This window comes from Roseococcus sp. (genome assembly GCF_965227005.1).
Lineage (GTDB): Bacteria > Pseudomonadota > Alphaproteobacteria > Acetobacterales > Acetobacteraceae > Roseococcus.
In genome coordinates this window covers 69,213-87,590 of sequence record NZ_CBDDFJ010000003.1, presented here as the reverse complement: position 1 = coordinate 87,590, position 18,378 = coordinate 69,213, and the positions used below count along the sequence as shown (strand labels likewise).

The following is an 18,378-nucleotide window of genomic DNA, read 5'->3' as shown; positions in this document are numbered from 1 at the left end:
GCGCCGTGCAGGGCAATGCGGTCAGCGCCAGTCGATGGCGGGCAGGGTGGTGACCGGCAGGCGCGCGGCGGTGAGGCGGCGGTTGCGTAGCTCCAGCGGCAGGTCCAGGCGCGGCGGCCCGCCCTCCGGCGGCACGCGCGCGGTCGTGGCGAGCGCCAGGCGGAGAAGCGGCGCCTGGTTGGGCGCGATGACGCCGGCCTCGGTCAGCAGCGTCACCGCCTGCTGCCCTCCGGTGAGCTGCAGGTTGCCCCGGCCCTCGGGCTGCAGCGCCGCGTCCAGCGTCAGCGTGGCGGTGAGGTTGGCGAAGACCTCGCCCGTGCGGAACTCGGCGCGCTCGATGCTCATCGCGCCGCCGGACTGGCGCCAGGCGGCGGCGGTGGCGAGCGGCGGGCGGGTGAGGCGGCCGGTGACGTGGACGATGTCGAAGCGCGGCAGGCCCTGGGTGGCGAAGAGGTCGGCGCGCAGGTTGATGGCGGTCTGGAAGACCTCGGCCGAGATGCGGCTGATCTGCGTCGCATCGCCGATGCGCAGGTCCTCGCCCTCCAGCGTGCCGCCCTGGCCGTCCAGCCGCACGCGCAGCGTCAGGGCGCGCTGCTGGAGGGGGGTGGTGCCGTTCAGATGAACCAGCGACTGGGCGCCATCCAGCGTCAGGCGGATCTGGCGGGGATCCTGGGGGTAGAGGGCGAGCGTCGCGCGCTCGGCACGCCAGCCCAGGCCCATCGGCGAGTCGACGCGCAGGTTCTCGAGCTTCAGCGCGGCGGAGAACGGGAAGCCGCTGCGCACGGGCGGCGCGAGGGAGATGCGCCAGCCCTCGGCGGTGCGGGCGCGGATCCACAGGGCGAGCTCGGTGTCGAGCCGGGCGGTGGCCTGCTGCCAGACGACATAAGCGCCGCCCCCCGCGAGGACGATCAGCAGGACGAGGACGGCCAACCATTTTTTCGCCATGCGAGAGGGATTATAGGGGGATGCTGGTTTCGCAAAGGTGCTTTCGAGGGTGTCCCCCGTGCCTCTGGATGCCGATGGGCATCTCTACGTCTTCGCCTATGGCTCGCTGATCTGGCGGCCCGGTTTCACCCATCTGGGGCAGGAGCCCGCGACGCTGCGCGGCTTCCACCGGCGATTCTGTCTGTGGTCGCGGCACTATCGCGGCACGCCGGAGATGCCGGGGCTGGTGCTCGGGCTCGACCGGGGCGGGAGCTGCCGGGGCGTGGCCTTCCGCGTGGCGGGGGCCGATGCGCCGGAGGTCCTGGACTATCTGGAGGCGCGCGAGAACCTCAACGGCGACAAGGTCTATGACCGCCGGCTGCTGACGCTGCGCCTGGGGACGGCGCGCCTCGTGCGGGGCATCGCCTATGTCGCGGATCGCGCCCACCCGGCCTATTGCCGCCCCTGCGAGGCGAGCACCGCCGAAACGATCGCCCGCGGCCGCGGCGAGGCGGGGCTCAACCGTGACTATCTGACGAACACGGCCAGCCAGCTCGCCTCGCTGGGCCTGCGCGACCCCGGGCTGGAGCGGCTGGTGCGCCTCGTGATGGCAAGCCCCGGTTAACCTTTCCGCGGCAGTCTTCCCGGCGGAGGAACGCCATGGAGGACGACGTGCGGGAGGCGCGCATCCGCTGCGCGCGGCATCTGACCGAGCTGCACCGGCTGCACCTGACGCTGCTGGGCGAGACGCGCGCCCTGAAGCGCTTCACCACGGACGGCCGCCCCTCCGTGGAGATCGAGATCGTGGCCGAACTGATGGAGCAGTATCTCTCCGCCAGCGATGCCTTCCTGGAGAATATGCGCGGCCGGATGGAGGCGCGGCTGGGGCTGCTGCGCCGTGGCGAGCCCCTGGCCCATGGCAAGCCCGACGACGCGCCCGGCCATGGCGCCTTCTGGCTGAGCTTCTCGCGGCTCTGCGCGGTGCTGCGCCGGGTCGCGCGCTGACCGCGCGGGGGCGCATGGCCCCCGCGCGGTGTCGGCCTCAGCCTTCCTGCAGGCTGAGGCCGAAGGCCGCCGCATAGCGCTCGGCGAAGCGGGGCTTCACCTCCGGATTGACGATGCGCGGCGGCATCCGCCCCGCCGCGAGATCCGAGAAGGCCAGCGCCGCGATCCGCGTGATGTTCGCGCGGCTCTCCTGCGTCACGCCCGCCGTGTGCTGGCTGGCGATGACGGCCTTGTGGTGCAGCAGCGGGTGGTCCACCGGCGGCGGCTCCAGCTCCCAGACGTCGAGGCCGGCGGTCGCGACCTGGCCGGAATTCAGCGCGGCCAGCAGGTCGTCCTCGTTGTGGATGGAGCCGCGGGCGGTGGTCACGAAGATCACGCCCTTCTTCATCTTGGCGAAGGCGGCGGCATCGATGGTGCCGCGCGTCTGCGGCGTCAGCGGGCAATGCAGGCTGACCACGTCGGCCTGCGCCAGCAGCGTGTCCATATCGACCTTGGTGACGCCGCGCGCCTTCATCTCGTCGGCATCGAGATAGGGATCGACCGCGATCACCTTGCAGCCGAAGGCGAGGCGGCAGATCTCGGCCACGCGCGTGCCGACATTGCCGCAGCCCACCAGGCCCACGGTGCGGTTGCGCAATTCGCGGCCCATCATCGTGGCGCGGTCCTGCGCGCGGCCGGCGATCATGGCGGCGTGGGATTCGGGCATGCGCTTGAGGCAGGCGAGCATCATGCCGACCGCGTGCTCGGCCACGCCCTCGGCATTGCCGCCGGCCTGGTTCACGGCTGCGACACCCGCATTGGTGCAGGCGATGGGGTCGATGGGATCGTAGCCCGCGCCATAGCTCGCGGCGATGAGCAGGTTGGGGAGCTTGGCCAGCAGCTCGTCCGTCACGTGCAGCGGCTTGGGCAATTCGTCGCGCGCGGCCATGACGTAATAGCCGTGGCAGGAGGAGAGCGTCTGGATCGCCTCGGCCGTGCTGGCTTCGAGGGGGATATGAATGACCTCGAGATCGGGGTCCTTCGCGCAGGTCTCCAGGAACATCGGATGCGGCACGAAGCCGAAATAGGCGAGGCGGAACTTAGCCATTGCAGTGTTGACACTCCCTTGATCGCGGCAAAATCGCCCGAAGCCGCGCGCTTGCAAAGGGGGCCTGTTGCCCGCGCATATCGCCGCTTCTAGGTTCGGGCGACGAATTTGGGAGTGAAACGATGCCGAACGTGCTGGTGGTGACCGCGCATCCGGGAGACTTCGTCTGGCGCGCGGGCGGGGCCATCGCGCTGCACGCCAAGGCGGGACACAAGGTGCATATTGTCTGCCTGGCCTTCGGCGAGCGCGGCGAGAGCCAGGGGGCCTGGGCCAGGCCGGCCGCCACGCTGGAGACCGTGAAGGCCGGCCGCAAGGACGAGGCCGAGGCAGCCGCCGCCATCCTCGGCGCCTCGATCGAGTTCTACGACGCCGGCGACTATCCGCTCGTCACCACCCCCGCGATGCTGGACCGTCTGGTCGACACCTATCGCGCGCTGCGGCCGGAATTCGTGCTGACCCACGCGATGGCCGATCCGTATAACCTCGACCATCCGGCGGCGAATCAGTTCGCCCAGGCCGCGCGCATCGTGGCCCAAGCGGCGGGCCACAAGCCCGGCCCCGACGCCGTCTATCGCGCGCCGCAGGTCTATATGTTCGAACCCCATCAGACCGAGATGTGCGGCTTCAGGCCCGATGTGATCCTGAACATCGACGCGGTGTGGGAAACCAAGCGCCGCGCCTTCGAATGCCTGCCCGCGCAGACGCATCTGTGGGGCTATTACGAGCGCGTTGCGATGAATCGCGGCCAGCAGGGCGGCCGCAATGCCGGGATCAAGATGAATTACGGGGAGGCCTATCAGCGCGTCTTCCCCGAGGTGCTGCAGGAGCTTCGCTAGTGGATTTCGCACTGACCCCGGAACAGGACGCCATCCGCGAGGGCGTGCTCGCCCTCTGCGCCGGTTTCGACGACGCCTATTGGCACGGCTGCGACAAGGAGCACGCCTTCCCGCACGCCTTCCACAAGGCGATCGCCGAGGCGGGCTATCTGGGCATCTGCATCCCCGAGGAATACGGCGGCTCGGGCCTGGGCATCCACGAGGCCGCGATCATGATGGAGGCCATCAGCGGCTCCGGCGCGGGAATGACGGGCGCCTCGGCCATCCACATGAACATCTTTGGCCTCAACCCGGTCGTGGTCTTCGGCACGGAGGCGCAGAAGGCGCGCTTCCTGCTGCCGCTGGTGCGCGGCGAGGAGAAGGCCTGCTTCGGCGTGACCGAACCGACCACGGGCCTCGACACCACGCGGCTCAAGACGCGCGCGGTGAAGAAGGGCGACCGCTATATCGTCGACGGCCAGAAGGTCTGGATCAGCACGGCGCAGGTGGCGGACCGCATCCTGCTGCTGGCGCGCACCACGCCGCTCGACCAGGTGGCCAAGCCCACGGAAGGCCTGTCGCTCTTCTACACGAAGCTCGACCGCACGCGCTGCCAGGTCACCGAGATCGACAAGATGGGCCGCGCCGGCGTGGACTCCAACGAGATCTTCTTCGAAGGCTACGAGGTGCCCGAGGAGGACCGCATCGGCGAGGAGGGCAAGGGCTTCCGCTACATCCTGCACGGGATGAATCCGGAGCGCGTGCTCATCGCCGCCGAGGCGGTCGGGCTCGGCCGCGCGGCGCTCGGCCGGGCCACGGCCTATGCGAAGGAGCGCGTGGTCTTCGGTCGCCCCATCGGCCAGAACCAGGGCGTGCAGCATCCGTTGGCGGCCGACTGGATGGCGCTGGAGGCGGCCTGGCTGATGGCGCAGAACGCGGCCTGGCGCTACGACCAGGGCCTCGATTGCGGGCCGCAGGCCAATGCCGCGAAGTATCTCTGCGCCGAGGCCGGGCTGAAGGCCTGCCAGAACGCGATCATGACCCATGGCGGCTTCGGCTATGCCCGCGAATATCATGTGGAGCGCTATCTGCGCGAGGTGATGATCCCCTGGATCGCGCCGGTGAGCCCCAACCTGATCCTCTGCCACATCGCCGAGCGCGTGCTGGGGCTGCCCAAGAGCTACTGACGCAGGCGCGAGCATGATTCACGCCTCCGGTGATTCCACCTGCGGCGATCATGCTCTGGCCCTCACTCCGCCTGGAGCGCCCCGCGCGCGCCCATATCGGCCCAGCGGGCGATCTCCAGGCGGATCAGCGCGGCGAAATCGGCCCGGCTGCCGCCGACCAGCTCGTAGTTCAGCGCGCGCAGCCGCTCCGCCACCTCCGGCGCGTGCACGCTGGCCACCAGCAGCGCGTGCAGCCGGTCCAGCACCGCCTCCGGCACGCCCGCCGGCGCCACCATGCCCCACCAGCCGAGCTGGTCCACCGCCGGCAGGCCGGCCTCGCGGAAGCTCGGCACCTCCGGCAGCAAGGGGCTGCGGCCCTGCGAGGTGATGGCCAGCGCCTTCACCCGCCCGGCCTGCAGCTGCGCCAGCGAGGAGGGCACGCTGATGAAGCCGTACTGGATCTCGCCCCCCACCAGCGCCGCGAGCTCCGGCCCGCCGCCGCGATAGCCGACCGGCGTCATCTCCAGCCCGCTCGTCACCAGGAACTGCACCATCGCCAGATGGTTCGGGCTGCCGATGCCGGCATGGGCGAGGCTGACCGAGCCGGGCCGCTGGCGCGCCATCGCCAGGACGTCGGCGACGCTTTCCGCCGGCGCCGAGGGGTGCTTCACGAAGACCACCGGCGCCTGCACCAGCACGCCGAGCGGCGTGAGGTCCTTCTCGGTGTCGAAGGGCAGGCGGCCGCGCAGCGTGGTCGGGTTCACCGACAGCGCGTTGTCGACGGTGCTGACGGTGTAGCCATCGGCCGGCGCGGTCGCCACCGCCTGCATGCCGGGGACGGTGGCGCCGCCGGCACGGTTCTCGATGACGAAGCTCTGGCCGGTTTCCCGCGTGGCATGCTGCGCCACCAGCCGGCCGACGATGTCGCTCGCGCCGCCCGGCGCGTAGGGCACGATGATGCGCACCGCCCGCGCCGGAAATCCGGACTGTGCCAGGGCGGGAGCGGCCAAGGTCGAGGCGGCCAGGGCTGGGGCGGCCAGGGATGCAGTGGAAAGCAGGGCGAGCGAACGGCGACGGATCGGTCGGTGCATGCGGGATTCCCTTCTTGCTTCTTGCCTGTTTCCGCCTGGCTCGGGGGCGGTGCCCTTCAGCGCAGCCGGGCGAGCCGGTCCGCCGTCGCGGCGGCCGTGACCGCCTCGACATCCTCGGGCAGCAGCAGCCGTTCCGCCGCCAGCCGCCCGGCCGCCGCGCGCACGGCGGCGACATAATCGGCGGGCGCCGCGTAGCGCTCCGCGAGGGAGAGCCGCGGATCGCCCGTGGCCTCGCGCTCGGCCCGCGTGGCGGCGAAGGGCAGCACGGCGCCGGTGTTGTAGCAGAGCGCCCCCGCCGCGAAGCCCTCCGCGCGCGGGTTCCAGCCCGTGTAGCTCGCCTTGGGCACCTCCAGCGCCAGGTTGCGCACCCCGCCGATGGCATTGCCATCCGCATCCACGCGCGGGAGCAGCACGGTGTATTCGCCGCGCACGGCGGGCGGCATGACGGTGTTGTCCACGAGCTGCGCCGGGCCATGGGCCCCGCGATAGCCGAATGCCGCGATCCCCGGATAAAGCCCGGCCGCCGGCACCAGCGTGCCCTGGCTGCGCATCGGATAGCGGGTGGCGGGCGGCTCGACGCCCTCGCGCATCCATTCCTCCATCGCGACCAGCAGCGCGCGCATCGGCGCGCCCGCATGCAGCGGGTTCACCGGCAGGGCGCAGCGGTCGATCGGCCTGGCCACGGCATCGGCCGCGGCGAAATGCGGATGGCCGGCCATGGCATAGGCCCGCACCTCGGGCGGCAGATCGAGGTGGTTGCCGCGCGTATCGGTCACCAGCAGCGAGGCGCGCGCGCCCCAGAACTCGTATTCGCTGTCCGTCTGCATGACGAGCGGGCAGGTGCTGGTCAGGCGGCAGCGCAGCAGCAGCCCGTCACGCCGCCCGGTCAGATGGTCCTCGGTCGTCGCATAGGTGAAGGGGAACTGATCGGCGGGGTAGAGGCGGTCGCCATGCGGCGTCGGATTGCGGCCGGGCTGGGCGAAGCGCGCATTGGTGAAGGTGCGGCGCGAGCCGGGGATATGCGGCAGCATGGCGTCGTAGACGCGGCGGCCGCGCTCATCCTCGTTGAAGCCGAGATACAGGAAGTCGCGCACGAAGCGGCCGGATTGCGAGACGCCGTGCAGCATGGCCCGATTGACGGTCACGCGGCCATTCGAGGCGAGGGGGTTCGCCTCGCCGCGCTCGCGCGTGAGGAAGGCCGCCACGTCGCGCACCGCCGCGAAGGCCATGCCCTGCACCGTGGGATCCCTGGCCGTGTAGGTGAGCTCGTAGAGCGCCCCGGCGTCGAAGCCGGCCGGGCGCGTGATCTCGATCCGGCTCGGGTCGAGGAAGCGGAAGGACAGGCCGGGCGGCGTCTGCCGCTCGTCCTCGAAGCGGGCGCGCACGGTGAGCGTCGCGCCCTGCTCGGTTGCCGCCGGATAGGTGAGCGGCGCGGCGACCGGGCTGGTGCGATGGTCGAAAAGGAATTCCTCGCGCGAGAGGCCGGTGACGCCGGGCACCACCGGCGCCTCCAGCCGCAGGCCCGCGCCCCGGCCCTCGCCGGGCGGGATATCGGCCTGCCAGCCGACCCAGGCGAGGGTGAGGCCGCGCCGCAGCAGGAAGCCGTTGCCGGGATTCCGGCCGTTCATCAGCCCGTTGGCCGGGCCGTCGTCATAGAGTTGCCCGGCGAGCTCGCGGCCGCGATTGGGTGCTTCGACCAGCAGCGTGCCGCTGCCCCGGAAGGCCTCGGCGGGGCGCAGGACGACCACCTCGGCCACCGCCTCCACCCGCCCCTGGGCATTGCGCGGCGCCAGCGCGATGTCGGCGATCACCGCGTTGCGCGGATCGGCCGGATCGAGGGCGATGGTGGCGCGGGCGGTCAGGCGCTCATAGCGGCCCGCCTCGCCGAAGGAACGGCCCTCGAAGGCGGGCTGCGGCGGGCCGGTGAGCTCGAAGAGGGTGACCTCGGCGGCGGCCGGCATGGCAAGCATGCAGGCGCCCACCGCGGCGAGGGCGGCAGATTTGCGCATGGTTCGTTCCTCCTGGCCGCAGGCTAGCCGCACGGATTGGCCTGAGGAAGGAAGTTTCGGGGCGCTATCCGTCGAGGAGGTGCGCGAGGTTCTCCAGCGAGGAGGCCATCCCGGCCGCGTGGTCCTGGGCGCCGATGCCGGCGGGGACGTTCTCGCAGGCGATGGTGACCCGCGTGCCGATCGGCACCGGCGCGAGCGACCAGGTGATGGTCATGATGCCCGCGAAGGCGGGGTCTTCGGATGGGAACTCGACCGCCTGCACCACCTTCCGGAATTCGACGAGCTCGACGAAGCGGCCCTGGACGATATCGGTATGCCCCGAGCTCTTGCCCGCGGGATCGGCCGCCTCGTGGGTGAGGGTCATCCGGTAGGTGCCGCCCACGCGCGCCTCGAAGGCTTCGATCCGGCCCGCCATGCCCCTCGGCGGCAGCCAGGCGAGGAGCTCCCCGGGGGTCAGCATGGCCCGCCAGATCCGGGCCGGTGACGCCGCGATGATCCTGGAGCTGCGGTCGATGCGTCGTGCCATGCCGGGCGAGACTGCCCGGCCCATCGCCGCGACGCCAGCACGGGCGGCAGCCGCCCATCCCGGCAGCTCGTGCTCCACCGGCGTGGCGCCCGGGATCAGCCTTCGGTCCGGATGTTGTTCTGCCGAACGACATCGCCCCAGAGGCGGACCTGCCGGGCGAAATGCTCGCGCATCTGCTCCGGGCCGCCGGCGATGACGGTGACTCCCATCAACCGGGTGAGCCGCCGGTTCACCTCCTCGCCGCGCAGCGCCGCCGACAGCTCCGTATTGAAGCGGTCGATCAGCGGCCGGGGCGTCGCACCGGGCGCATAGACGCCCCACCAGGGCGTGGCGTCGATGTCGGTCAGGCCGCTTTCGGACAGCGTCGGCACCGAGAGCAGCGAGGCGTGGCGCGCGGGCGCGGTCTGCGCGAGCGGCCGCAGCGTCTCGGCCGAGAACTGCGCCGACAGCACGGTCGTCGCCGCGATGATGACGTCGACCTGGTTGGCGAGGGCCGCGGTGACGGCCGGTGCCGCGCCGCCGGAATAGGGCACATGGACCATCCGCAGGCCACGGCGCTGCGCGATCAGCACCATGGTCAGATGGCCGAGGCTGCCCTGGCCGGCCGAGGTGTAGTTGATCTCGCCGGGCCGGGCCTCCGCCGCCGCGAGCACGTCGCCCAGCGTGCGGTAGGCGCGCGAGGGATGGGCGGCGATGACGTTGGGCGCCGTGCCGATGAGCATGACCGGCGCGAGGTCCCGCTCGTGGTCGAAGGGCTGCGAGGCCAGCAGCGACGGATTGACCGCATGGGTGTCGAAGACGAAGAGCCAGGTGTTGCCGTCGGGCGCCGCGCGCACCGCCGCCGCCGCGCCGATGCTGCCATAGGCGCCGGGCCGGTTCTCGACGACGACCGTCGTGCCGAGGCGCTGCTGCAGCCCTGGCTGGACGAGCCGGGCGATCTGGTCGGCCGTTCCGCCGGGGGCGAAGGGCACCAGCAGCCGGATGGGCCCCTGCAGATTGCCCCCCTGCGGATTTCCCTGCGCGCGTGCGGCCCAAGGAGCCGCCAGCCCCGCGGCGATTGCGCCGCGCCTGGTCCATCTCGACATTGCGTGCCTCCCGGCGGCCACGTCGGCTTCGAGGCCGCGGGCTCGTTGTTTGTGAACGAACCGTAAGATCGGGCGGACCGGGAAGGCAAGAAGAACGGTGGGCGCGCTATCCTGCCGGGCGGTGCTGCGCCCAGGGCCGCGCCTGCTCCAGCAGCGCGCCGAAGCGCAGCACGTCGGTCTCCGCGCCCCAGTGGCCGACGATCTGCACCGCCGTCGGCAGCCCGTCCGTCCCGAAGCCCGAGGGCAGGGAGACGGCGGGATGGCCGGTGAGGTTGAAGGGGTACTGATAGGCCGTCCAACCCTGGCGGGTGATCCCGTACTTCACGCCATCGACCTCGACCTCCTCATTCGCCGCATCGAACTCGACCGGCAAAGCGGTGCGCGTCATGGTGGGGGTGACGAGGAAGTCGTAGCGGTCGAACAGCGCCTGGATCGCGCGGAACAGCCGCGTGCGGGCGAATTGCGCGTTGCGGAAATCGTGCAGGCCGAAGCCGTTGCCGCGCTCCATGAAGGCGAGCGTCACGGGATCCATCTGGTTCTGCCAGCGCGACAGGTATTGCGCGAAGCCGACCGCGAAGCCGGCCTGATAGAGGACGCGGCCCTCATATTCGATCCAGTCGATCGCGTCGGTGACTTCCTCGACCTCGGCGCCCATGGCGGCCCAGGCGTCCAGCGAGGCCTGGGTGTTCGCGGTCACGTCGGCCGCCACGCGCGGGTTGTGGCAGCGCGGGATATAGCCGATGCGCACGCCGCCGAGATGGGCGCCGATCAGCCTCGGCGAGAGCTGCCGCCGGTCCTCGCCCTTGAGCGACCACACGTCCCTGGACGCGCCGCCGGTCATCACCGCATGCATCACCGCCGCATCGGTGACGGTGCGGGCGAGGGGGCCGGCGAAGGTGTTGTTGGCGTAGCTGTCGGTCGCCGTCTCATAGGGCACGCTGCCGAGCGTCGGCTTCAGCCCGACCACGCCGCAGCAGGCCGCCGGCCCGCGCACCGAGCCCGCGCCATCCGTCCCCAGGCCCAGCGGCGCGAGCCCCGCCGCCACGGCCGCCGCCGCCCCGCCGCTCGATCCGCCGGAGGTGCGCCCGAGGTTCCAGGGGTTGCGGGTGATGCCGTGGGGCGGGCTGTCGGTCAAGCCCTTATTGCCGAATTCCGGCGTGGTGGATTTGCCGATGACGATGGCGCCGGCCGCGCGCAGCCGCGCCACCAGAACGTCGTCCTCGGCGGCGGGCGGCGCGTCCTGGAAGATCGCCGAACCGCGCCGCGTGGGCACGCCCTTCACGTCCAGCAGATCCTTGATGTGGACGGGCACGCCATGCAGTGGGCCAAGCGGCGCGCCGGAGGTCACGGCGGCCTCGGCTTGGCGCGCCTCGGCCCGCGCCTGCTCGGCCATCACCTCGACGAAGACGTTCAGCCGCGGCTGCTGGACCTCGATCGCGGCGAGCACGGCGTCCACATATTCGACCGGCGAAAGCTTGCGCCGGCGGATGAGCGCGGCGGCGGCGGTGGCGGAGGTGAAGAGAAGGTCGGCGTCGGGCATCGGGCTCTCCGGCTTGTGGCGCGAGAGTGCTGTCGCCCCACGCCGGGCACAAGCGAGGCACCCTGTCTTTTTCGTCGCGAAGTCGGCAGTGTCCGCCGTCATGGACCTCCGCCAGCTCCAGCTCTTCCGGCGCATCGTCGCCGAGGGAAGCTTCTCCCGTGCCGCCGCCGCGCTCGGCATCGCCCAGCCGGCGCTGAGCCGGCAGGTTCGCGCGCTGGAGGAGGAGCTCGGCCTGCGCCTGCTTCACCGCAACGGGCGCGGCGTGATCCCGACCGAGGAGGGGCGGCGCTTCGCCGAGGCCGTCTCGCCCGTGCTGGACGATCTCGACCGCATCCGCGAGGAGGCGATGGCCGCGCAGGGCGTGGCGCGCGGCAGGCTGCGCGTGGCGATGCCGCCCTCGGTCGCGGCCGCGCTCGGCCCGGCGCTGCTGCGCCATCTGCGCGCCGAGATGCCGGGGGTGGAGCTGAACCTGCGCGAGGGCTTCACCGGCACCATCCATGAATGGCTGACGCGCGGCGAGGTGGATATCGCGGTGCTCAACCCGATGCGGCGCAGCGCGGCGGTGAAGATCGAGCCGCTCTACGACGCGCATCTCTTCCTGGTGCACCGGGCGGGCGATCCGCAGGTGGCGCCGCTGCTGACGCCCGAGGGCGAGATCGCGCTCGCCGATGTGGCGCATCTGCCGCTGCTTTTGCCGGGCCGCCATCACGGCGTGCGGCGCGAGATCGAGGCGGCCTTCTCGGCGGCGCGGCTGGTCGCGGCGAAGATCGAGGATGTGGACACGCTCTCGGGCGTGAAGCAGATGGTGGCCGAGGGGCTCGGCTGCACGCTTTTCGCCTGGGACGCGGTCTCGCTGGAGATCGAGGCGGGGCGGTTGTCGGCCGCGCGGGTCTGCGCGCCGGTCCTGCTGCATGGCTTCGTGCTGGCGACCTCGCCCGAGGCCTCGCCGGCGGCGCGGGCGGTGGTGCGCTTCCTGCGCGAGGAGGTGCGGCGGCGGATCGGCGATGGGCGGTTGCGCGGCAGCCTCAACTGAGGCCGCCGCGCGGATGAAGCGTCAGTCGAGGTAGTCGGGCTGCGTCTTGTCGAGCACGCGCTTCAGCGCGGCGAAGTGATATTCCGGCCCGCTCATCGCCATGGTCGGATCCTTCCAGGAGGCCTGCTGGCGCATCTTCTCCAGCACCTCCTCCTTCACGAAGCGGCGGCGCTGGCCGGTCCACATGCTGAACATCTGGGTGCGACAGGCGCGCTCGAGGTAATAGAGCCGGTGATAGGCCTGGGCGACGTTCTTGCCCGTGACCACGACGCCGTGATTGGCCAGCATGAGGATGGGCTTGCCGTCCATCAGCGCGGCCATGCGCACGCCTTCGTCATGCTCATGCGCGAAGCCGTTATAATCGTAGTCATAGGCGATGCGGTCGTTGAACTGCAGCGCGCTCTGGCCCGTCATCTCGATGGTCATGTCCTCGAGCTGCGAGATGGCGGTGCAATAGGGCATGTGGGTGTGCAGCACGCATTGCGCGCCGGTCGCCTCGTGGATGGGGGCGTGGATGCAGATGGCGCTGCGGTCGGCCGGGCCGGTGCCCTCGATCACCTCGCCGTCATAGGCGACCTCGATGAGGTTGCTCGCCGTCACCTCGGTCCAGTGCAGGCCATAGGCGTTGAGGTAGAAACGGCCCGGGCGGCCGGGGACCATGAGGGTGAAGTGGTTGTCGATCGCCTCGTGGAAATCATGCGTCACGGCCAGGCGGTGGGCCGCCGCCATGTCGATACGGGCCAGGCGCCGCTCGGCCTCGAGCAGGTCGGCCGGGGTGTGGGTGATGGTATCCATGGAACCTCTCCATCTGGGCGCGGCCTTCGCGAGAATGCGGGCGCGCGGCTGCGATGCTGATGGCCTCCATGAACCCATGCGTTCGGCGGAAAGGCAACCCGATTTGCCGGGGAATACCCCGGATCGACGCTGCAATTGCCCAGACGTGCGCCCGGAGATGGACCTGGTTGCCCCAGACGCGTCAGTGGGTCGGCACCGCGTCTCCCGCCGCGCAGGTGACCATGGAGAGGCGTTCGAGGCCCTTCCTGGTGATCTTCCACGCCGGATCGCTGGGCCGGGTCGGCGCCACGCCGCGCTGGGCCAGGCCGGATTTGGTGAGGTGGGTCAGGGTGCGCGACCCGACGCCCCGCGGAAATCGGGCGAGCGGGACGAATTCTAGGTCGCGGCTGGCGAGAAGCTGCAGAGCTTCCCGGTATCGCGCGTGCCAGGTGATTTCCATGGGCCGGACTCATCAGGTTTGGTCTGCTTAAGCCCTCAGGTCCCCCTGAGTTGCGGCCGTATCGCGGTGGGATGCGAATTTAACGCGAAATAATAGATTAAAATCTTATTTTTAATGATGTGCGATGATCGCCCTCTCAGGGTCCGCATCTTCAAACTGCGCCGCGCGGCCGGCCATCCCGCCGGGCGCTCCGATCCCGCAGGATCGGCGAAGCGAGGCGCGGCGCCTCGATCGCGACCTCACGATCAGGTGGAAGGGCATCGAGGATGCCCATCGCGCATTTAAAGCGAAAAAATACCAATAATATTTATTTAAGGTAATTAAATTCAAATTTCTATAAATTATTGCACGCGTATCTAATATGCGTTCTTTGAGCATTTTATAGAATGCATTCCGATACATATAGAGTTCATGAACTCCGATCGCGTGGCATTGCAACTGGCTCGATTCCTGATCGGCTCCGTTTGGACGACGATGTCCTGGATTACATTTGTCAGCCTTACAGGCGGATGACATGTCCGGCGGGCAAGGGGAGCGCCCCTGCGCCGCATCTAACGCACCACGAACTCATGATTCCACCCGGGCCTCGAAGCGGTAGCGCAACAGGCGCCCGACCTTGCCCAGGCCCGGCACGAGACGGGCCACCAGCATCGCGCATTGGGCCGAGAGCGACATCCGGGCCGTCTGCGCCGGCTCATGGGCCCCACGCTCCTCCAGCAGGCGCAGCCGCGGGATGGCGCGCTCGAGATCCCGCGTCTCCTCCAGCGCCCAATGCAGCCGCGCGCCTGTCCGGCGGATCGAGGGATGGTTCTGCACCACCCAAAGCCCCAGCCGGCTATAGCCGTCGAAGGCGAGCTCGCCGCCGGGGAAGCGCGCCGTCAGCCGGTCGAGCAGGGGGATGACCTCGTCGGCGGCGATGTAGAGCAGCAGCCCCTCGGCGAGGATCAAGGCCGGGCGGTCGGTGGGGATGGCATCGAGCCAGCTGGGATCCGTCACGGCGGCGCCCACCAGGGTGTAGCCCTTGCGCGCGGGATAGAGGCGGCGGCGCAGCTCCACCACCTCGGGGAAGTCCACGTCGAACCAGCGGACCTCCGGCGGCGGGTCGAGGCGGAACACCCGGCTGTCCAGCCCGCAGCCCAGATGCAGCACCGTCGCGCCCGGATTCCGCGCGAGGAAGGCACGCGCCCATTCGTCGAGGACATGCGCCCGCAGCGCCAGGCCGACCATCAGGTCGCGGTCGATGTTCAGCCGAGCGAAGTCGTAGTCGATCCGCGCCATGGCCGCGGCCGCGAAATGGTCGTGCAGGAGGGAATCCGGCAGGCGGCTCTCCCCCGCCTTGGCGGCGAGGGTGAGGAGGAGGGTCTCCTTGGCGCCGGTCAGGGCGATGCGTTCGGTGTCCATGATGGCGCAGCATATGGGGCGCCTGCCGGCCTTTCGCGAGAAGATCGGCCCGGTGGCGGTTTCGTCCCTGAAGGCTGGGCGATCGCGGTCCAGCCGGACGGCGCCGTCGCATCACGACCCGTCGGAGAAAACTCTAACTCGTGATGAACCGGCACATGATCTCGGCGATCTCTTCAAGGAGAGCCTCCCGATCGGGGAACGGATCCGTTGCCTGAGGGGGCGGGCAATTCATGAACGTATAATGACCGGCGCCTTCGACGATGCGCGTCTCCACCGAGGCCCCCAACATGTCATTCAAGAACTTCGTTTGAGCGGGAGGCGTGATCTCGTCCCTTGTTCCGGCCCAGGCGAGGATCGGCAAGCTTACGCCGTCCAACGCGCCCGGAGCCCTGAAGAAATCAGTCGCCGGCGCCAGAAGCACCAGCCTGTCCAACCGCGTGTCGGGCGTGATGGGGACATGCTGCCCCGCTCGCGTCCACGCCTGCGCCCCTGCCAGGGCGAGCAGCATCGTTGCTCCGATTGAATGTCCCACACCAGTCACTGGAAGCCCTGGGCGCAGGATATGATCGAGAGCGAGGCGCAACCGGCGCGCGCGCAGCAACAGTTCGTTCTCGGTGGGTGTCGGAGAGGTCAGTCGCGCGAAGTGCGGCGCCGCAACCGTGCAGCCACGCCCGGCCAAAGCCGTCAGGAGCGGGAGATGGCGCTCCGGATTCCCCCCGCCGCCAACGGAGAAGAGCACGGCGCGGGAAGGTTCCGCCGCTTCCAGGACCGTCACTTCAAACGAGTCCTCGCCGTCGTTCAGCGAGCGCCTGGAAACCTGATTCCCAACCTCCGTCATGACGTTCTTCCCGGCACCGCAATGCTCATCCCTGGGTTGTCGATTGCTATCGACCACCATCGGCAGACGAATCTGGCCCTCAGCGCTGCGGGCTATCCCGTGGCCTCCGGCCTCATTCCCACTCGATCGTGCCCGGCGGCTTGCTCGTGATGTCGTAGGTCACCCGGTTCACGCCGCGGACCTCGTTCACGATCCGGTTCGCCACCCGCCCCAGGAAGCCCATATCGAAGGGATAGAACTCCGCCGTCATGCCGTCCGTGCTGGTGACGGCGCGCAGCGCGCAGGCCATGTCATAGGTCCGCCCGTCGCCCATCACGCCCACGGTGCGCACCGGCAGCAGCACCGCGAAGGCCTGCCAGATGGTGTCGTAGAGGCCCGCATTGCGGATCTCCTCCAGGTAGATCGTGTCCACTTTGCGCAGCAGGTCGGCCTTCTCGCGCGTCACCTCGCCGGGGATGCGGATCGCGAGGCCCGGCCCGGGGAAGGGGTGCCGGCCCACGATCTCCTCGGGCATGCCCAGCTCGCGGCCAAGCGCGCGCACCTCGTCCTTGAACAGCTCGCGCAGCGGCTCCACCAGCTGCATGCGCATATGCGCCGGCAGGCCGCCCACATTGTGGTGCGACTTGATGGTCACGCTCGGGCCGCCCGTGGCCGAGACGCTCTCGATCACGTCGGGATAGAGCGTCCCCTGGGCGAGGAAATCGGCGCCGCCGATCTTGTTCTGCTCTTCCTCGAAGACCTCGATGAACAGCCGCCCGATGATCTTGCGCTTCTGCTCGGGATCCGTGACGCCGGAGAGCTGACCCAGGAACATGTCGCTCGCGTCGCGATGGATCAGCTTGATGTTGAAGCGGTCGCGGAAGGTGCGGACCACCTGCTCGCTCTCATTGGCGCGCATCAGCCCGTGATCGACGTAGATGCAGGTCAGCTGGTCGCCGATCGCCTCGTGCAGCAGCACCGCCACCACCGAGGAATCCACGCCGCCGGAAAGCCCGCAGATCACGCGGCCGGTGCCCACCTTGGCGCGGATGCGGGCGATGGCCTCGGCGCGGAAGCCGGCCATGGTCCAGTCGCCCGTGCAGCCGCAGACGCCATGGGTGAAGTTCTTGAGCAGGGCCGCGCCGTGCGGCGTGTGCACCACCTCGGGGTGGAACATGGTGCCGAAATACCGGCGCTCGTCATTGGCGATGAGCGCGAAGGGCGCGCCCTCGGATTCGGCCACGACGCGGAAGCCCGGCGGCAGGACGGTGATGCGGTCGCCATGCGACATCCACACCGTCTCCCGCGCGCCCTTGGCCCAGAGGCCCTGGGTCAGCGCGCATTCGCCGGTGACGGTGACGACGGCGCGGCCGAACTCGGCGGCATGCCCGCCCTCGACGGTGCCGCCGAGCTGGGCGGCCAGCGTCTGCTGGCCGTAGCAGATGCCCAGGATGGGAAGGCCCATCTCGAAGACCTCGGCCGGCGCGCGGGGCGAGGCGCCCTCGGTGACGGAGGCCGGGCCGCCGGAGAAGATGATGCCCTTGGGGGCGAAGGCGCGGATGCGCTCGGGGGCGGCGGCGTTGAAGGGCCAGACTTCGCAATAGACGCCGGTCTCGCGGAGACGGCGCGCGATGAGCTGCGTCACCTGGCTGCCGAAATCGATGATCAGGATGCGGTCGTGCTGGGTCATGCCCGCTTGAAATGGCGAAACGGCCCCACGTCAAGCGCGCGTTGCGGGCGACAGACCTGCCCGGCGGCGCTCAGCGGGCCGTGGCGGCCTCGCGCTCGAGGCAGCCGACGAGGATCAGGTAGGATTCGCGCCTTTCGCTGAGGCGCTGGCACCGCTGCCGGGCGCTGCCGGAGACCTGCGGCCACAGCACGGCCGCCTGGTGCCTCGCATCGGTCTCGCTGGCGATGCAGGCCTGCGGCGCGGCGTCGCGGTTCCCCGCGCGCCGCGCGGCGTCGGCGCAGCTATGGGCCGGGTTGAAATGGGGGAGGGTGGTGGCCCCGGCGGCGGAGGCGAGACAGAGCACGAGGCAGGCGGCAAGCGCGGGGAGGATCAACGCAAGGACTCCGGATCAGCGCGGCAGCTTGGTCGAGGCCGTCGCGGTCAGCAGAATGTGGATCGGGTCCCAGCCATAGGCGAGCTGGGTGGTCCGCTCGCGGGCGAAGACCATCTCCTCGCGCGCGACCAGCTTGGCCCCCAGCCGCTCGTAGAACCAGCGCGAGGGGTTGTGCTCCAGCACCCAGGCGAAGGCCGATTGCGCGCCGAGCGACGCCAGGTGCGAGGCCATGGCCCGCATCAACCGCCGGCCGATGCCGCGCTCGTGGAAATCGTCGAGGAGATAGAGCGTCTCCACCTCGCCCTCGGCGATGGAGGGCCGACGCGAGAGGCCGCCGGTGATGAAGCCCACCACGCCGCCCCCGGGGATCTCGAGATTGTCGGCCACGGCCACGAAGGCCGCATGGCCCCCGCGGCGCTCGGCCATGTCGCGCTCATAGCCCACCGCCTCGCGGACGGCGGAGAGCGAGCTCAGATAGTCTTCGGGCAGGACCCCGGCATAGGCGCTGCGCCAGCAGGCCACATGCACCTGCCCGAGCGCGACGGCGTCACCAGCTCTGGCGCGGCGAATGGTGACCATCGC

19 protein-coding genes are annotated in these 18,378 nt (G+C 70.1%); 5 read left to right on the top strand and 14 right to left on the bottom strand.

Annotation, left to right across the window (positions count from 1 at the left end; translation table 11 throughout):
- Positions 1–21: 21 nt before the first annotated feature.
- Positions 22–945 (bottom strand): DUF2125 domain-containing protein, encoded by a 924-nt coding sequence (locus tag ACO057_RS00635; RefSeq protein WP_421988415.1) that lies wholly within the window; start codon positions 943–945, stop codon positions 22–24.
- Between the two features lie 49 nt (positions 946–994).
- On the opposite strand from ACO057_RS00635, the gene ACO057_RS00630 reads away from it, so the two are divergent.
- Both ACO057_RS00630 and ACO057_RS00625 read left to right on the top strand, forming a co-directional pair.
- Positions 995–1,549, top strand: a complete 555-nt coding sequence (locus ACO057_RS00630) for a gamma-glutamylcyclotransferase (RefSeq protein ID WP_421988414.1) — start codon at positions 995–997, stop codon at positions 1,547–1,549.
- A gap of 35 nt (positions 1,550–1,584) precedes the next feature.
- On the top strand, positions 1,585–1,929 hold the full coding sequence (locus ACO057_RS00625; protein ID WP_421988413.1) for a hypothetical protein: 345 nt from the start codon (positions 1,585–1,587) through the stop codon (positions 1,927–1,929).
- Between the two features lie 37 nt (positions 1,930–1,966).
- Here the strand turns inward: ACO057_RS00625 and ACO057_RS00620 are convergent, their stop codons facing one another.
- Positions 1,967–3,016: a hydroxyacid dehydrogenase gene (locus ACO057_RS00620; protein WP_421988412.1), complete on the bottom strand. Its 1,050-nt coding sequence runs from the start codon at positions 3,014–3,016 to the stop codon at positions 1,967–1,969.
- Positions 3,017–3,138: 122 nt separating this feature from the next.
- Between ACO057_RS00620 and ACO057_RS00615 the strand changes: the two genes are divergently transcribed.
- The gene (locus ACO057_RS00615; RefSeq protein ID WP_421988411.1) at positions 3,139–3,852 is read left to right on the top strand and encodes a PIG-L deacetylase family protein; all 714 of its coding nucleotides are present in this window, start codon (positions 3,139–3,141) and stop codon (positions 3,850–3,852) included.
- The gene (locus ACO057_RS00610; protein ID WP_421988410.1) at positions 3,852–5,018 is read left to right on the top strand and encodes an acyl-CoA dehydrogenase family protein; all 1,167 of its coding nucleotides are present in this window, start codon (positions 3,852–3,854) and stop codon (positions 5,016–5,018) included. The genes ACO057_RS00615 and ACO057_RS00610 overlap by 1 nt, the downstream gene beginning before the upstream one ends.
- A 62-nt stretch (positions 5,019–5,080) precedes the next feature.
- Here the strand turns inward: ACO057_RS00610 and ACO057_RS00605 are convergent, their stop codons facing one another.
- The 5 genes from ACO057_RS00605 to ACO057_RS00585 all read right to left on the bottom strand — a co-directional run bounded on the left by ACO057_RS00605 (position 5,081) and on the right by ACO057_RS00585 (position 11,248).
- Positions 5,081–6,088, bottom strand: coding sequence for a tripartite tricarboxylate transporter substrate-binding protein (locus tag ACO057_RS00605; RefSeq protein WP_421988409.1), 1,008 nt, complete (start codon positions 6,086–6,088; stop codon positions 5,081–5,083).
- 56 nt (positions 6,089–6,144) lie between these two features.
- Complete coding sequence (locus tag ACO057_RS00600; RefSeq protein ID WP_421988408.1) at positions 6,145–8,097, bottom strand: alpha/beta hydrolase domain-containing protein; 1,953 nt, start codon at positions 8,095–8,097, stop codon at positions 6,145–6,147.
- 64 nt (positions 8,098–8,161) lie between these two features.
- Positions 8,162–8,623: an SRPBCC domain-containing protein gene (locus ACO057_RS00595; protein ID WP_421988407.1), complete on the bottom strand. Its 462-nt coding sequence runs from the start codon at positions 8,621–8,623 to the stop codon at positions 8,162–8,164.
- Between the two features lie 95 nt (positions 8,624–8,718).
- Positions 8,719–9,708 carry a tripartite tricarboxylate transporter substrate-binding protein gene (locus ACO057_RS00590; protein ID WP_421988406.1) on the bottom strand — a complete coding sequence of 330 codons (990 nt, stop codon included), beginning with the start codon at positions 9,706–9,708 and terminating at the stop codon, positions 8,719–8,721.
- Between the two features lie 106 nt (positions 9,709–9,814).
- Complete coding sequence (locus ACO057_RS00585) at positions 9,815–11,248, bottom strand: amidase (RefSeq protein WP_421988405.1); 1,434 nt, start codon at positions 11,246–11,248, stop codon at positions 9,815–9,817.
- 88 nt (positions 11,249–11,336) lie between these two features.
- Here ACO057_RS00585 and ACO057_RS00580 point away from each other — a divergent pair, with 88 nt between their 5' ends.
- Positions 11,337–12,281, top strand: a complete 945-nt coding sequence (locus tag ACO057_RS00580) for a LysR family transcriptional regulator (RefSeq protein WP_421988404.1) — start codon at positions 11,337–11,339, stop codon at positions 12,279–12,281.
- A gap of 21 nt (positions 12,282–12,302) precedes the next feature.
- Here the strand turns inward: ACO057_RS00580 and ACO057_RS00575 are convergent, their stop codons facing one another.
- From ACO057_RS00575 to ACO057_RS00545, 7 genes are all read right to left on the bottom strand, one after another.
- Positions 12,303–13,076, bottom strand: a complete 774-nt coding sequence (locus tag ACO057_RS00575) for a class II aldolase/adducin family protein (protein ID WP_421988403.1) — start codon at positions 13,074–13,076, stop codon at positions 12,303–12,305.
- A gap of 181 nt (positions 13,077–13,257) precedes the next feature.
- Positions 13,258–13,515 carry a hypothetical protein gene (locus ACO057_RS00570; protein ID WP_421988402.1) on the bottom strand — a complete coding sequence of 86 codons (258 nt, stop codon included), beginning with the start codon at positions 13,513–13,515 and terminating at the stop codon, positions 13,258–13,260.
- A 567-nt stretch (positions 13,516–14,082) separates the two neighbouring features.
- A complete protein-coding gene (locus ACO057_RS00565; protein WP_421988401.1) occupies positions 14,083–14,916 on the bottom strand; it encodes a class I SAM-dependent methyltransferase in 834 nt (277 codons plus the stop codon).
- Between the two features lie 133 nt (positions 14,917–15,049).
- Positions 15,050–15,814, bottom strand: a complete 765-nt coding sequence (locus ACO057_RS00560; protein WP_421988400.1) for an alpha/beta hydrolase family protein — start codon at positions 15,812–15,814, stop codon at positions 15,050–15,052.
- Positions 15,815–15,866: 52 nt separating this feature from the next.
- The gene (guaA, locus tag ACO057_RS00555) at positions 15,867–17,423 is read right to left on the bottom strand and encodes a glutamine-hydrolyzing GMP synthase (protein WP_421988399.1); all 1,557 of its coding nucleotides are present in this window, start codon (positions 17,421–17,423) and stop codon (positions 15,867–15,869) included.
- A 70-nt stretch (positions 17,424–17,493) separates the two neighbouring features.
- Positions 17,494–17,796: a hypothetical protein gene (locus ACO057_RS00550; RefSeq protein ID WP_421988398.1), complete on the bottom strand. Its 303-nt coding sequence runs from the start codon at positions 17,794–17,796 to the stop codon at positions 17,494–17,496.
- Positions 17,797–17,811: 15 nt separating this feature from the next.
- Positions 17,812–18,375, bottom strand: a complete 564-nt coding sequence (locus ACO057_RS00545) for a GNAT family N-acetyltransferase (RefSeq protein ID WP_421988397.1) — start codon at positions 18,373–18,375, stop codon at positions 17,812–17,814.
- Positions 18,376–18,378 lie beyond the last annotated feature (3 nt).